General features: G+C 65.0%; 12 protein-coding genes. 10 read left to right on the top strand and 2 right to left on the bottom strand.

The genetic code is table 11. From position 1 onward, the window contains the following. The first annotated feature begins 78 nt into the window (after positions 1 to 78). From G6P88_RS03140 to lpdA, 5 genes are all read left to right on the top strand, one after another. Positions 79 to 1,257 (top strand): aromatic ring-hydroxylating oxygenase subunit alpha, encoded by a 1,179-nt coding sequence (locus tag G6P88_RS03140; protein WP_226946703.1) that lies wholly within the window; start codon positions 79 to 81, stop codon positions 1,255 to 1,257. Between the two features lie 111 nt (positions 1,258 to 1,368). Beyond that, positions 1,369 to 2,571 (top strand): cytochrome P450, encoded by a 1,203-nt coding sequence (locus G6P88_RS03135; protein WP_165321793.1) that lies wholly within the window; start codon positions 1,369 to 1,371, stop codon positions 2,569 to 2,571. A 161-nt stretch (positions 2,572 to 2,732) separates the two neighbouring features. After that, the gene (locus G6P88_RS03130) at positions 2,733 to 4,052 is read left to right on the top strand and encodes an aromatic ring-hydroxylating oxygenase subunit alpha (RefSeq protein ID WP_165321792.1); all 1,320 of its coding nucleotides are present in this window, start codon (positions 2,733 to 2,735) and stop codon (positions 4,050 to 4,052) included. 4 nt (positions 4,053 to 4,056) lie between these two features. Continuing rightward, a complete protein-coding gene (locus G6P88_RS03125; RefSeq protein WP_165321791.1) occupies positions 4,057 to 4,485 on the top strand; it encodes a nuclear transport factor 2 family protein in 429 nt (142 codons plus the stop codon). A gap of 11 nt (positions 4,486 to 4,496) precedes the next feature. Continuing rightward, complete coding sequence (gene lpdA, locus G6P88_RS03120; protein WP_165321790.1) at positions 4,497 to 5,909, top strand: dihydrolipoyl dehydrogenase; 1,413 nt, start codon at positions 4,497 to 4,499, stop codon at positions 5,907 to 5,909. A 688-nt stretch (positions 5,910 to 6,597) separates the two neighbouring features. Here lpdA and G6P88_RS03115 read toward each other — a convergent pair. Further along, complete coding sequence (locus G6P88_RS03115) at positions 6,598 to 7,506, bottom strand: LysR family transcriptional regulator (protein ID WP_165321789.1); 909 nt, start codon at positions 7,504 to 7,506, stop codon at positions 6,598 to 6,600. An 85-nt stretch (positions 7,507 to 7,591) separates the two neighbouring features. Between G6P88_RS03115 and G6P88_RS03110 the strand changes: the two genes are divergently transcribed. The 5 genes from G6P88_RS03110 to mmsB all read left to right on the top strand — a co-directional run bounded on the left by G6P88_RS03110 (position 7,592) and on the right by mmsB (position 13,121). After that, positions 7,592 to 9,097 (top strand): CoA-acylating methylmalonate-semialdehyde dehydrogenase, encoded by a 1,506-nt coding sequence (locus G6P88_RS03110; protein WP_226946702.1) that lies wholly within the window; start codon positions 7,592 to 7,594, stop codon positions 9,095 to 9,097. A gap of 136 nt (positions 9,098 to 9,233) precedes the next feature. Then, positions 9,234 to 10,379: an acyl-CoA dehydrogenase family protein gene (locus tag G6P88_RS03105; protein WP_165321788.1), complete on the top strand. Its 1,146-nt coding sequence runs from the start codon at positions 9,234 to 9,236 to the stop codon at positions 10,377 to 10,379. Then, positions 10,376 to 11,440: an enoyl-CoA hydratase/isomerase family protein gene (locus G6P88_RS03100; RefSeq protein WP_165321787.1), complete on the top strand. Its 1,065-nt coding sequence runs from the start codon at positions 10,376 to 10,378 to the stop codon at positions 11,438 to 11,440. The genes G6P88_RS03105 and G6P88_RS03100 overlap by 4 nt, the downstream gene beginning before the upstream one ends. A 12-nt stretch (positions 11,441 to 11,452) precedes the next feature. Continuing rightward, a complete protein-coding gene (locus G6P88_RS03095; protein WP_165321786.1) occupies positions 11,453 to 12,226 on the top strand; it encodes an enoyl-CoA hydratase-related protein in 774 nt (257 codons plus the stop codon). Between the two features lie 4 nt (positions 12,227 to 12,230). Then, on the top strand, positions 12,231 to 13,121 hold the full coding sequence (mmsB, locus tag G6P88_RS03090; RefSeq protein ID WP_165321785.1) for a 3-hydroxyisobutyrate dehydrogenase: 891 nt from the start codon (positions 12,231 to 12,233) through the stop codon (positions 13,119 to 13,121). A gap of 70 nt (positions 13,122 to 13,191) precedes the next feature. Here the strand turns inward: mmsB and G6P88_RS03085 are convergent, their stop codons facing one another. Next, on the bottom strand, positions 13,192 to 14,970 hold the full coding sequence (locus tag G6P88_RS03085; protein ID WP_165321784.1) for an ABC transporter transmembrane domain-containing protein: 1,779 nt from the start codon (positions 14,968 to 14,970) through the stop codon (positions 13,192 to 13,194). Positions 14,971 to 15,098: the final 128 nt, after the last annotated feature.

Here is a 15,098-nt window from a genome sequence, read left to right as displayed (position 1 = left end):
CTGTTACCTGTCCCAGCTTGTCGGGCGGGGCAGGCTGCGCGAGACAGCGGGCAAAAGCTATAAATCAGGAGCCTGACAGTGGACCGTATCCAGCGCATCGGCGACGTTGCCGAAATCATGCTCGACTATGTCGAGAACAAGAAGACCTATCAGGCGGACCACACCATGCGGGTGCCGACCCGCAGCTACACCGACCATGATCAGTGGCGCGCAGAGATGGAGCTCATCTTCAAGCGAGTGCCGCTGATGCTGGCATTCACCGCCGAAATGCCGAATCCCGGCGATTATAAGGCGATGGAAGCGGTTGGGCTGCCGATCCTGATCAGCCGCGACAAGGAGGGCAAGGTTCGCGCCTTCCTGAACGTCTGTTCGCATCGTTCTGCGCCTGTGGCGTCCGAAGGCCGTGGCAACTGCCCCCGTTTCGTGTGCAAATATCATGGCTGGACCTTCGGCCAGGACGGTCGCCTTATCGGGGTCGCGGAGTCGCGCACCTTCGGCGATGTCGACAAGGCGGGACTCGGCTTGCGCCGCCTGCCGTGCGAAGAGAAGGGCGGCATGATCTTCGTCTGCCTGACGCCAAACGCGCCGATGGATCTCGATCGTTATTTCCGCGGCTTCCTCGACGATTATGAGGCACTCGATTTCGGCAAGTGGACCTATCTGGGTTCGCGCGTGATCGAGGGGGCCAACTGGAAGATCGCATTCGACGGCTATCTCGAAGGCTATCACTTTGCCTCGCTCCATCCGGAGACGATCTTTCCGCGCACGCCGTCCAACTGCACCCATTATGAAGGCTTCGGTCCCAATATCCGCATCGGCTTCCCGCAGAAGCGGATCGCGGAAGCACTGCGCGACATTCCGCGCGATCAGTGGGGGATGCAGGAGAATAACGGGTTCGACTTCGTCCGGATCATGTTCCCCAACGTGTCGACCTTCATCGCGCCGGAGATCACGCAGGTGGCGCAGCTCTTCCCCGGGCCGACGCCGGAACAGAACCGCACCGTTCTGAACTATCTGCGCCGCGATCCGATCCGCGACGAGGAGGACCGTGCGCAGGTCGAGACCATGATCGATTTCTTCCGCGATGTGACCTACAAGGAAGATTATCTGATCGGACTGGAAATTCAGCGCGGGCTCGAAGCCGGGGCGCATGACGACCTCGTCTTCGGCCGTAACGAGCGCGGCAATCAATATTTTCACGAATGGCTGAACTGGTATCTCGAGGACGATCCCACCCGTCCCGAACCGAAGCTGTAAGGAAAGAGCGTCCGGGCCGGTGGCCCGGGCGCTTGTTATTTGTGCCGGACCGGCACCCCGCGTCAGAGCCGGCGGACGACCGGCGGACGCACCAGTGAGAGGATGAGGATCATGGCGACGCTCGCACTCGACATTCCCGACCATATCGACCCGAGCCTCGTGGTCGACGTCGACATCTATCATGTCCCGGGACAGGTCGACGATTTTCACAAGGCGTGGAAGACCTTGCAGCAGGCGTCGCCGCCCGTCGTATGGACGCCGCAGAACGAGGGACATTGGATTGCGCTGTCGGGCCCGGTCCTGGCGGAAGTGCAGTCGGACCACGAGCGCTTCTCCAACCAGATCATCGTCATCCCGAAGTCGGTCGGGAAACTGCACCAGCTGATCCCGACGACGATCGATCCGCCCGAGCACCGGCCCTATAGGAAGCTGCTCAACTCGGGCATGTCGCTCGCCAAGGTCCGGGGCCTGCACGAGACGATCCGGGCGACCGCGATCGAACTGATCGAACCCTTCGTGGGCCAGGGGCGCTGCGATTTTACCGCTGCCTATGCCCAGGTCTTCCCGATCAGCATCTTCATGGCGCTGGTGGGCGTGCCGATGGCCGAGTCCGGTCACATCCGCTACCTGGCCGAGTGCATGACCCGACCCAACCCGCCGATCCCGTTCGAGGAGGCGAAGCAGGGCTTCTTCGATTATCTCGGCCCCATCCTCGATGCGCGGCGTGCATCGCCGGGCGAGGATCTGCTCAGCCACATCGTGACCGCCGACATCGACGGCCGCCAGTTGAGCGTGGACGAGTCGCTCGCGCTCGCGACGCAGGTTCTGATCGCGGGCGTCGACACGGTGGTGAACTTCCTCGGCTTCACCATGCTCCACCTGGCCCGGAATCCGGAACTGCGCCACGAATTAGCCGGGCTGGAATTCCCGCAGGTGCTTGCGGCGACCAACGAGCTGTTCCGCCGTTTCGGCCTGGTGACGATCGCCCGCACGGTGCGCCACGACATGGAATTCCACGGTGCATCGCTCAAGGCGGGCGACCTGATCTGCATCCCGACACAGGTCCATGGGCTCGACGAAACCGTTAACCCGGATTCGCTGACGGTCGACGTCGCCCGCAAGGGCTGCCGTCACTCGGCCTTCGGCAGCGGGCCGCATATGTGCCCGGGGCAGGAGCTGGCGCGCGCGGAAGTCGCGATCACGATCGCCGAATGGCTGCGCCGCATCCCCAATTTCCATCTGGCGGAAGATGCCGATCCGCGCTGTTCCGCGGGGATCGTCGGACAGATCAACCGGGTCGTCCTCGAATGGTAGCCAAGGCCTGTGCAAATGGCGAGTGGCATGGACGGAGTGGCATCCCTAGCTTGGTTAGCGGATAGAGGCCGTGCCGCATCGGGATGCAGGTCCGGTCGTGGAGGAGAATCACGCGGAAGCCGGGCGACCGGCCACCGCTCCATGATTTGAAGGATGCTGGAATGACCGCCGAACAGATGATGTCGCGCTACTCGAAAGAGTTCGATCCTCCCGTGCGCGGCGATACGATCACCGCCGACCGCTATATCTCGAAGGACTGGATGGACCGGGAGATGAAAAATCTCTGGCCCAAGGTCTGGCACCTGGGCGGTGTCCTCGCCGATCTCGAAGAGCCCGGCGATGTCATCCGGCACAACTTCGCCAAGGAGTCGGTGATCATGATCCGTCAGGAAGACGGGTCGATCAAGGCGTTCTACAACAGCTGCCCGCACCGGGGTAACCGCCTCGTCCTCGGCGATGTCGCCAGCGCTCCGCGCATCACATGCGGCTATCATGGCTGGCAGTTCGATCCGGACGGCACGCTCGTCAGCGTGCAGGATCCCGACGATTTCCCGCAGGGCAATCCCTGCGGCAAGACCAAGCTGACCGAGCTGCGCTGCGACACATGGGGCCCGTTCGTTTTCTGGTGCATGGACGACGATGTCGCCCCGCTGCACGAATGGCTCGCGCCGTTCCCGGAGCGGCTTGCCGGCTATGGCCTCGAGAACTGGGTCCGCGTGCTGAATGTCTCGGCGGAGTGCGAGTTCAACTGGAAGATCGTCCGCGACAATTTCAACGAGAGCTATCACCTCCCGACGATCCACCCGGAGCTGGCGACCTTCATCAATGACGGTCTGCCCGATACGCTGTTCGAGATGTACCCCTCGGGCCATAACTCGATGTGGATGAAGGGGCATCAGGCGACCACCCGCAAGGACTATGCCTCGGGCGATGTGCCGACCCCGCTCGATGCGGTGGCGCAGGCCTGGGGGATCGATCCGGCCGACTATAAGGGGCGGACCTCGGAGATCCGCCAGGCCGTGATCGAGGCCAAGCGCAAGCTGGGCGCCGAGCGTGGCTATACCAATTATGTGAACATGTCCGACCAGCAGCTGGTCGATTATTTCCACTGCACGCTGTTCCCGAACTTGACGATCACCATGTCGCCCGAGCAGTGCCAGATCCTGCGCACCGAGCCGCACCCGACCGACCCGGAAAAGTGCGTTTTCCAGCATTGGTGCCTCTATCCGCCGGTTCCCGGCATGAAGGAGGTCGAGACCCCCGTCGGAACGGCGCCGCTGCAGCATGACGCGATCGCGCGGCACAGCGTCTATGGCGACGGCGTCTCGGTCGGCTATGTCGCCGACCAGGATCTGTCGATCGGCACGACCCAGCAGCAGGGCCTCAACTCGCGCGGCTTCAAGGGCTGCCTGCTGCCGAACCAGGAAAAGCGCGTTCAGCGCTTCCACGAGCTGCTTAACGACTATGTGCTGAAGGACTGATCGGATGACCGCTTTGACACCCTGCTCCGTCGAGGAGAGGGGCGCGCTCGAAGCGGTCGCCATCGCCTATTGCAGGGCGGTCGACCGGATCGGCGACATCGAGGGCGTATTGGCTCTGTTTACACCGGACGCGGTCTATGACCTGTCCGGGATCGGCATGGGCGAATTTGTCGGGCATGACGGGATACGCGGCTTCTTCGCGGCTGCTTTCCCCACGATGACGCATGCGGCCCATTATGTGAGCAATTTCGCCGTTCTGGCGTTCGATGCGACCAGGGCGGAGGCGGAGGGCTATGTCCACGCCTTCGCCCGCAACATCGACGGCTCGATGATCGACGTGAAGGCCTGCTACCGCTTCGCCTTCGCGCTCGGCGACACCGGATGGAAGATTTCTGGGCTCTCCATTCGCCTTCTCCTTCCCCCAGCCAGCTGAGGCAATTTTCCATGGCAGACGCATATGACCTGATCGTTCTTGGATCTGGTCCTGGAGGATATGTGGCGGCGATCCGTGCGTCGCAGCTGGGGCTGAAGGTTGCGATCGTCGAGCGCGAGCTTTTGGGCGGGATCTGCCTGAACTGGGGGTGCATCCCGACGAAAGCGCTGCTGCGCTCGGCGGAAATCTTCCACCATATGAAGCATGCCAAGAGCTTCGGGCTGGAGGCGAGCGGGGTTTCGGCGGACCTGTCTGCGGTGGTGGCGCGATCGCGCGGGGTTGCCAAGCAGCTGAACCAGGGCGTCACGCACCTGATGAAGAAGAACAAGATCACCGTGCACATGGGCGAGGGCCGGCTGGTGGCGCCGGGCAAGCTCGTGGTGAAGGGCGACAAGGGCGAGGTCGAGCTCTCGGCCAAGCACATCATCGTCGCGACGGGTGCGCGCGCGCGCGACCTGCCCTTCGCCAAGGCGGACGGCAAGCGGGTGTGGACCTATCGCCATGCGATGACGCCGACCGAGATGCCCGCGCGTCTGCTGGTGATCGGCTCTGGCGCGATCGGGATCGAGTTCGCCAGCTTCTACAACGATATGGGCGCCGAGGTGACGGTCGTCGAGATGATGGATCGGATCGTGCCGGTCGAGGATGCCGACGTGTCGGCCTTCCTGGAGAAGGCGCTGAAGAAGCAGGGCATGACGATCATGACCGGGGCGGGGGTCGAGGCGCTCGACGTGACCGGCTCGGGGGTGAAGGCGAAGCTCAAGGCGAAGGACGGCAAGGTCAGCGAGGCCGAGTTCAGCCATGTGATCGTGGCGGTCGGGATCGTACCGAACACCGAGAACATCGGCCTCGAGGCGGTCGGCGTGAAGGCGGAGCGCGGGATCATCGCGATCGACGGGCTGTGCCGGACGAACGTGCCGGGTATCTGGGCGATCGGCGACGTGACGCCGGGTCCGTGGCTGGCGCACAAGGCGAGCCATGAGGGCGTGATCGCGGCCGAGGCGATCGCACAGGCGCTGGGCAACAAGGACGTCCACCCGCATGCGATGGACAAGGCGAACATCCCGGGTTGCACCTATTGCCACCCGCAGGTGGCAAGCGTGGGGCTGACCGAGGCGAAGGCGGTCGAGGCGGGGCATGAGGTGAAGGTCGGGACGTTCCCCTTCGTGGGCAACGGCAAGGCGATCGCGCTGGGCGAGGCGGAAGGCTTCGTAAAGACGGTGTTCGATGCGAAGACGGGCGAACTGCTCGGCGCGCATATGGTAGGCGCCGAGGTGACCGAGATGATCCAGGGCTATGTCGTGGGCAAGACGCTCGAGACGACCGAGGCCGAACTGATCAACACGGTCTTCCCGCACCCGACCATCAGCGAGGCGATGCACGAAAGCGTCCTCGCCGCCTATGGACGCGCCCTGCATATCTGAAGCCGATCGACGGCGAGTGTATCAGAACGGGGCGTTACCGCGCCGATCCGCATGTTCGGCGCACAAGCGAACGTGGTGATATCGCTGACGACGCTCTATGGTGCCTCCACTGTGGCGAGTGGGGGCTCAATGTCGCGATCCAAAGTACAGCGTTACCGAAACCGTAGACGTGCCAAGCGCATCGCGCTGATTGCGGTGCTTTTCCTCAGCGTTATTGGCAGCGTCCTGATCGCATTCGCCGTGGTCAATCGGACGGGTGGAGACGGCGGCGGGGGCGCTGACGTAGAGGCTGCGCCCTGAGCCAGTGAAGCCGCTCAGCTGCCGGGATTGGGCCGGTAAGCGCCCTCAGTAGGTCCGGTCGTCACCATCGAGGTGGCGGCGGCAGAGCGACTCTTGCGGACAGCAGATTTGAGGCTGCTCTGTGGATTAGCCGTAGCGGTCGGTTCGGACGCGCTGGTCCTGTTGTCGGAGGGAGGCGTGTCGGTCGGCAGTGGGGCGTTCGACTGCGATGCGGTGGATGGTTCGACCCTGTTCGGGGTCGTTTGTGCGAAGGCGGGCGCCGTCAGTACGGAAGTGACCGCGACAAGGGCGGCCAGGGTCGTGCGGTTCATGTCGAGCTCCTCGTACAGCGGGCCCTGTGCCCGTCCTGCTGCAACGAGCGATTCGGGATTTCGATCCCGGCTCGGCGTCAGGCGGCTTCGCCGAGCAGCTTCGATCGCTGTGACTGGACCATCGCCGACAACCACTCGACGAACAGTGCGGTGCGGGGAAGGCGCCGGCTGTCCTGGTGGGTCACGAGCCAGAAGGAGCGGGTGATGGCGACCGACGGCAAGACACGCTGCAGCAGGGGATCCCGGTCGCCGATGAAGCAGGGGAGCACGCCGACGCCCGATCCCGCTGCCAGCATGCGGTACTGCGCGTTGATCGAAGAGGAGCGCAGCCGGGCCTCGATCCCCGGAGAGATGTCTTCGAGATAGTTGAGTTCGGGAGAGTAGAGCAGATCGGGCACATAGCCGATCATCCGGTGCCCACCGAGGTCGGCAGGATCCTCGATCGCGCCATGCTGCGCGACATAATCGCGGTTGGCGTAGAAGCGCAGTCGATAGTCTGTCAGCTTCTTGGTTACCAATGGACCGCGCTGGGGGCGGGCCAGCAGGATCGCGACGTCGGCTTCCCGCCGGGATGGATCGAGGAAGCCGCTGTTGGCGGCAAGATCGATCGTCAACTGCGGGTGGCGTTCGGCGAAGTCGCCAAGATGGTGGGCGATCAGCCAGGTGCCGAAGCCTTCCGAAGCACTGATCCGCAGGCGACCGCGCAACTCGCGCGCTCCGGCCGCGACGTCGCCTTCGGATATCGCCTCCGCCTCGCGTTCCATTGCCTCTACGCGGGTAAGCAGGCGCCGCCCGGCTTCGGTCAGCATATGGCCTTCGCGGCCCTGCACGAACAAAGTCTGGCCGCCCAGCTCGACTTCCAGGCGTCGGATCCGTCGGCCGACAGTGGTTGCGTCGACGTCCAGCTGGCGCGCCGCGGCGGACAAAAGCCCCGTACGCGCAAGCGACAGGAAAAATTGAAGGTCGTCCCAGCGCATGGCCTGCATTTATGCAGCTCTATGCTGCACGGCAAGGGCTTGCGTCGGACGCGCATGAGGCAGAGAGACGGCGCCAGTTTCAGGAGAGATGAACATGGCGACCCAATTGCGTGAGGTTTCCCATTTCTTCGCCGATGGCTCGAACAGCCCGGCGGAGCGCTACAGCGACATTTTCGATCCCAACAGCGGCGCCGTGCAGGCGCGCGTCGCGCTCGGCAGCGCGGACGATCTCGAAAAGGCCGTCGCGCTCGCGCAGGCGGCACAGCCGGCCTGGGCGATGACCAATCCGCAGCGCCGCGCCCGCGTGATGTTCAAGTTCAAGGAACTGATCGAGAAGAATATGGAGGAGCTGGCGCACCTCCTGTCGTCCGAACATGGCAAGGTCATTGCCGACGCCAAGGGCGACATCCAGCGTGGTCTGGAAGTCATCGAGTTCGCCTGCGGCATCCCGCATGTCCTGAAGGGTGAGTTCACCATCGGCGCCGGCCCCGGCATCGACGTCTATTCGATGCGCCAGCCGCTCGGCATCGTCGCCGGCATCACGCCGTTCAACTTCCCGGCGATGATCCCGATGTGGATGTTCGGCGTCGCGATCGCGGTCGGAAACGCCTTCATTCTGAAGCCGTCCGAGCGCGATCCGTCGGTGCCGGTGCGTCTTGCCGAGCTGATGAAGGAAGCGGGCCTGCCCGATGGCATCCTGCAGGTCGTGCAGGGTGACAAGGCGATGGTCGACGCGATCCTCGACCATCCCGAGATCAAGGCGGTCAGCTTCGTCGGTTCGTCCGACATCGCCCATTATGTCTACCAGCGCGGCGTCGCGGCCGGCAAGCGCGTCCAGGCGATGGGCGGTGCAAAGAACCACGGCATCGTCATGCCCGACGCCGATCTCGATCAAGTGGTCAACGACCTCGCTGGCGCGGCCTTCGGCTCGGCCGGCGAGCGCTGCATGGCGCTGCCGGTCGTGGTTCCCGTCGGTGACGACACCGCCGAAAAGCTCCGCGCCAAGCTGATCCCGGCGATCGAGGCGCTGCGTGTCGGCGTTTCGACCGACAAGGACGCCCATTATGGCCCCGTCGTGACCGCCGCGCACAAGGCGAAGATCGAAAGCTACATCCAGATGGGTGTGGACGAGGGCGCCGAACTCGTCGTCGACGGTCGCGGCTTCACCCTGCAGGGACATGAGAAGGGCTTCTTCGTCGGTCCGACGCTGTTCGATCACGTCAAGCCGAGCATGCAGAGCTACCAGGAAGAAATCTTCGGCCCGGTCCTGCAGATCGTCCGCGCGAAGAATTTCGAGGAAGCGCTCGCGCTGCCGAGCCAGCATCAGTACGGCAATGGCGTCGCCATCTTCACGCGCAACGGCCATGCGGCCCGCGAGTTCGCGGCGCGCGTCAATGTGGGCATGGTCGGCATCAACGTGCCGATCCCGGTGCCGGTCGCCTATCACACCTTCGGTGGCTGGAAGCGGTCCGCCTTCGGCGACACCAACCAGCACGGCATGGAAGGCATCAAGTTCTTCACAAAGGTGAAGACCGTGACCCAGCGCTGGCCCGACGGCGGCGCCGGTGATAGCGCCTTCGTCATCCCGACCATGGGGTGACGACGTCGCTCCCCTTCGTTGGGGAGCGACCGAGCCGCCTCGGCGGCGTGCGAAGGGGCGGGAGGGCGCAAGGCGCCCCCCGCTGCTTCCCGGCAGACCCAGTTCGCCTGTGGGCAAGAGAGGACCACGACCTTCGATGACCGACCAGTTCGACCTGACGGAAGACCAGCGCGCCATCCAGGACATGGCGCAGAAGTTCACCGCCGACGCGATCACGCCGTTCGCCGCCGAATGGGACGAGAAGCACATCTTCCCGCGCGAGACGATCCAGGCAGCGGCCGCCCTAGGTTTCGGGGGCATCTATGTCTCCGAGGAGTCCGGAGGCATCGGCCTCGGCAGGCTCGAGGCCGCGCTGATCATGGAAGCGATGGCCTATGGTTGTCCGTCCACCTCGGCCTTCATCTCGATCCACAACATGGCGGCGTGGATGATCGACCGCTTCGGATCGGCCGAGCTCAAGGCGAGCTATCTGCCCGACCTGATCGCGTGCGAGCGGATCGCCTCCTACTGCCTCACCGAGCCCGGTTCGGGCTCCGATGCCGCTGCGCTCAAGACGCGCGCCGTGCTCGATGGCGACCATTATGTCGTCTCGGGCTCCAAGGCCTTCATCTCCGGCGGCGGCGAGAATGAGGTCTATGTCGTCATGGTCCGCACGGGTGCGGACGGACCCAAGGGCATTTCCTGCCTCGTCATCGACAAGGACATGCCGGGCGTCAGCTTCGGCGCGCAGGAAAAGAAGCTGGGCTGGCATTCGCAGCCGACGGCGCAGGTCAATTTCGACGGCGTCCGCGTACCCGTGGGCAACCGCCTGGGTGCCGAAGGCGAGGGCTTCCGCATCGCGATGATGGGCCTCGATGGCGGGCGGCTGAACATCGGCGCCTGCTCGCTCGGCGGAGCGCAGCGCTCGCTCGACGAGGCGATCCGCTACACCAAGGAGCGCAAGCAGTTCGGCCAGGCGATCGCCGACTTCCAGACGGTGCAGTTCACCCTGGCCGACATGGAGACCGAGCTTCAGGCCGCCCGCATGCTGCTCTATGTGGCGGCGGCGAAGGTTACCGCCAACGCGCCGGACAAGACGCATTTCGCGGCGATGGCCAAGCGCTTCGCGACCGACACCGGCTCGGCCGTGGTCGACCGCGCGCTGCAGCTGCACGGTGGCTATGGCTATCTGCAGGATTATCCGATCGAGCGCTTCTGGCGCGACCTGCGGGTTCACCGCATTCTCGAGGGCACCAACGAGATCATGCGCCTCATCACCAGCCGGGAGCTTCTGCGCCAATGACCGAGTCCACGCCGCCGGAGGTGTTCACCTTCGTCGAAGGCCGCACGGGCCGCATTCGCCTGAACCGCCCGAAGGCGATTCACGCGCTGACCCACGGCATCTGCACGACGATGATCGAGGCGCTGACCGCCTGGGCCAATGATGATGCGGTGGACCTGGTCATGATCGACCATGCCGAAGGCCGGGGCTTCTGCGCGGGCGGGGATATACGCCTGATCGCCGAGAGCGCGGCCGAGGACGGTGTCGCGGCGCGCGCCTTCTTCCATGAGGAATATCGCCTCAACCATCTGCTCTTCACCTATGCGAAGCCTACCATCGCCTTCATGGACGGCATCACCATGGGCGGGGGCGTCGGCATCTCGCAGCCCTGCACCTTCCGCATCGTGACCGACCGGACCGTCTATGCGATGCCCGAGACCGGGATCGGCCTGTTCACCGACGTGGGCGGCGGCCGCTATCTGTCGCGCATGCCGGGGCGCATGGGCCAATATGTCGGCCTGACCGGCGCGCGGCTTAACGGGGCCGAATGTCTCGCGCTGACGCTGGGCACGCATTATGTCGCGTCCGAAGGCGTCGAGGCGCTGAAGACCGCGATCCTCGCCAATCCCAAGGCGATCGATGCGGCGCTCCGCAGCGCGGTGACCACGGTTCCCGAGGCGCCGATTCTCGACCATCGGGCCGAGATCGACCGTCTTTTCGCGTCCGAGCGCTATGAGGACATTCTTGCTGCCCTGACGGCGGACGGCTCGGATTGGGCACAGGCGACCCTCAAGACGCTGTCGGGCAAGTCGCCGCTTTCATGCAAGGTGGTTCTTCGCCTGCTGGCCGAAGCCGCGCGCATCGAGGATTTCGCCGCCGAGATGGCGATGGAATATGCGGTGGGCGCGCACATCATCCGCCATCCCGATTTTGTCGAGGGCGTTCGCGCCTTGATCGTTGACAAGGACAATGCACCGCGCTGGAACCCGGCCACCGCCGAGGGCGTCGCCGACGAAGTCGTCGATGCCGTCTTCGCGCCGCTTCCGCCGGCCGAGGCATGGTCGCCTCTGCCCCAAGCCTGAAAGGGATACATCATGTCCTACGAAACCATCCTCGTCGAAACCCAGGGGCCGGTGACGATCATCCGTCTCAACCGCCCGGAAGCGCTCAATGCGCTGAACACGCAGGTCCTCGCCGATCTGATCGACGCGTTCGGCAAGTATGACGCCGACCCTGCGCAGCGCTGCGCGATCCTGACCGGCAGCGAGAAGGCTTTTGCAGCTGGCGCCGACATCAAGCAGATGCAGCCCAAGGGCTTCTCCGAAATGTATGCGGAGAATTTCTTCGCCGGCTTCGAGCGCGTCACTGCGACCCGCAAGCCCTGGATCGCGGCCGTATCGGGCTTCGCGCTGGGCGGCGGATGCGAGCTGGCGATGATGGCCGACATCATGATCGCGGCCGACAACGCCAAATTCGGCCAGCCCGAGATCAAGCTGGGCGTGGCGCCCGGCATGGGTGGATCGCAGCGCCTGACCCGCGCCGTCGGCAAGTCCAAGGCGATGGACATGTGCCTGACGGGCCGCATGATGGACGCGGCCGAGGCCGAGCGTGGCGGCCTGGTCAGCAAGGTCGTACCGCTTGCCGACCTGATGGACGAGGCGCTGAAGATGGCGCAGGTGATCGCCGGCATGCCGCCGCTCGCCGCCATCGCGAACAAGGAAATGGTCAACGCTGCTTTCGAAACCGGGCTCGCCATGGGCCTGCTGTTCGAACGGCGGATCTTCAACGGTCTGTGCGCGACCGACGACAAGGCGGAAGGGATGACCGCCTTCGTCGAGAAGCGCCCGGGCAACTGGACGGGAAAATAAGCATATGGCGACGGTCGGTTTCATCGGGCTCGGCAATATGGGCGGCGGCATGGCCGCCAACCTTGCCAAGAAGGGGCATGACGTGCGGGCCTTCGACCTGTCGAAGGACGCGCTCGATCGGGCGGCCGCGGCCGGCTGCCTGCCGGTCGCTTCGGCAGCCGAGGCGGTTGCGGGTGCGGACTATGTCGTGACGATGTTGCCGGCCGGCCAGCATGTCCGTTCGGTCTATGAGAACGACATCTTCGCGGCCGTGCCGGCATCGGCGCTGCTGATGGACTGCTCGACGATCGATGTGGGCAGCGCCCGCGCGGTTGCGGCAGCGGCCACGGCGAAGGGGCTCGCCTTCGTCGATGCTCCCGTGTCGGGCGGTATTGCGGCGGCCAATGGCGGGACGCTGACCTTCATGGTCGGCGGCAGCGCCGAGCATTTCGCGCGGGCCGAGCCGGTTCTCGCGCTGATGGGCAAGGCGGTGATTCACGCCGGCGGTCCCGGCTCGGGCCAGGCGGCGAAGATCGTCAACAACATGATCCTCGGATCGACGATGGTCGCGACCTGCGAGGCTTTCGCGCTCGCGCAGAAGCTCGGCCTCGATCTCCAGACCTTCTTCGACATCTCGTCCAAGGCGAGCGGTCAGAGCTGGTCGATGACCAGCTATTGCCCGGTTCCGGGCGTCGGGCCGCAGACCCCGGCCGACAATGGCTATGAGGGCGGCTTCGCCTCGGCCCTGATGCTCAAGGATCTCAAGCTGGCGGTCGAAGCCGCGCAGAGCGTCGGGGCCAGCGTCCCGATGGGGAGCAGCGCCGAGAGTCTGTATCAGGCCTTCGCCAATCTCGGCGGAGCGGGCAAGGACTTCTCTGCCATCATCAAGATGCTCGACGGCAGCTTCAAGGCCTGATCCGCTAAGCCCGCTGCGGAAAGAACAGGGGTCGCGACGGACAGTCCGTCGCGGCCCTTTTCTTTGGCTGTCAGGCGTGGGCTTCGCTGAACTGCAGCCGGGCGAGCCGGGCATAAAGCCCGTCCTGTGCGCTGAGGCTGGCATGATCGCCTTCCTCGACGATGCGGCCCTGGTCCATCACCAGGATTCGGTCGGCCGCCCGCACGGTCGCGAGGCGGTGGGCGATCACGATCGTCGTCCGTCCCTCCATCAGGCGTTCCAGTGCGTCCTGAACGAGCTTCTCGGACTCGGCGTCCAGTGCCGAGGTCGCCTCGTCGAGCAGGAGGAGGCGGGCGTCGCGTAGCAGGGCGCGGGCGATGGCAATGCGCTGCCGCTGGCCGCCCGACAGCCGCGCGCCGGCTTCGCCCAGAAACGTATCGAGCCCTTGGGGAAGCTCGCGCAGGAAGCCCGCCGCATTGGCCGCTTCTGCGGCTGCCCAGATCGCCGCATCGTCGGCATCCCAGCGGCCGTAGCGCAGATTGTCGCGGGCCGACGCGCCGAAGATCACAGTCTCCTGCGGAACCACGGCGAGCCGGCGGCGGATCTCGGCCGGATCGGCGTCGGGCAGGGCGACCCCGTCCAGCCGGATCGCACCGCCCTCCGGATCGTAGAAGCGCTGCGCGAGCTGAAGGATCGTCGACTTGCCGGCGCCTGAGGGGCCGACGACAGCGACCATTTCACCGGGTTTTACGGAGAAGCTGACATCGTCGAGCGCCTTCACCTCAGGCCGGGTCGGATAACGGAAGGTCACATGGTCGAAGGCGAGGCGACCGATCGCCGGTGAGGGCAGGGCGATGGGCTTGGCAGGGGCCCTGATCTCGGGTTCGGCCGTCAGCAACTCCGACAGGCGCGATGCCGCGCCGGCGGCACGGAGAATGTCCCCATAGACCTCCGCCAGCGCGCCGAAGGAGCCTGCGACGATCCCGCCAGTCATGATGAAGGCCGCGATCGAGCCGCCCGACAGGCGGCCGCTGGCGACGTCGATCGCGCCCTGCCACATGACCAGGGTGATCGACCCGAAGATAAGGCCGATGATGATGGCGGTCATGACCGAGCGAACGGTGATGCGACGACGCGCGGTGCCGAAGCCCTGCTCGACGACCTCGCCGAAGCGTTCGGCTTCGCGGCGCTCCTGTCCGAACCCCTGGACGATCTTCATCGCGCGCAGCGTCTCGGACACGGTGGCGCCGACGTCGGCGATGCGGTCCTGCGACGTCTGGGACAGGCGGCGGAGGCGACGGCCCATGAAGACGATCGGCAGGATGACGAGCGGGATGCCGAGCATCAACATACCGGCAAGCTTCGGCGCCAGCGCGAACAGATAGAGGATGCCGCCGATCGCGAGGAAGATATTGCGCAGCGCAACCGAGATGGTGGTGCCCACAACCTGCTCGATGATCGCGGTGTCGGCCGTCAGCCGGGACGCGATTTCCGAGGGGCGATTCTCCTCGAAATAGGCGGGAGCCAGGCGGAGCAGATTGGCCTGCACGCCGGTGCGGATGTCGGCGACGACGCGTTCGCCGAGCCAGGAGACGAAGTAGAAGCGGGTCGCCGTCGCCAGCGCCAGGACCAGGACGATCCCCATCAGACCCCGGAAATAGGGCCCGACGTCGCCGCCGGAGGCAATGAATCCCTTGTCGATGACCAGCCGGAAGCCGCCGGGGATCGCCAGCGTCGCCGAGGCTGCCACGATCAGCGCCGCCAGCGCTGCGGCGATGCGGCCGGGATAGCGTGTGGCGAAACGCCAGATCATCGCCAGTTCGCCCAGCTTGCGTTGGGACTTCGGGGGGAGTTCGTCGCGTCTAGCCATGGTTGGGCCCTAGCAAGCTGCGCCTCCCGGCTCAATCGACCATAGGTGTCGCGGATCGTCATCGGCGCGATGCGCGTTGGAAAGCTTGTGGCAATCCAGCCTTGCTAAACCTAAATGAGAATGGCGCC

Source organism: Rhizorhabdus phycosphaerae (genome assembly GCF_011044255.1).
GTDB lineage: Bacteria > Pseudomonadota > Alphaproteobacteria > Sphingomonadales > Sphingomonadaceae > Rhizorhabdus > Rhizorhabdus phycosphaerae.
The sequence above is the reverse complement of the archived record's forward strand: the minus strand, read 5'-3'. Positions and strand labels throughout refer to the sequence as shown.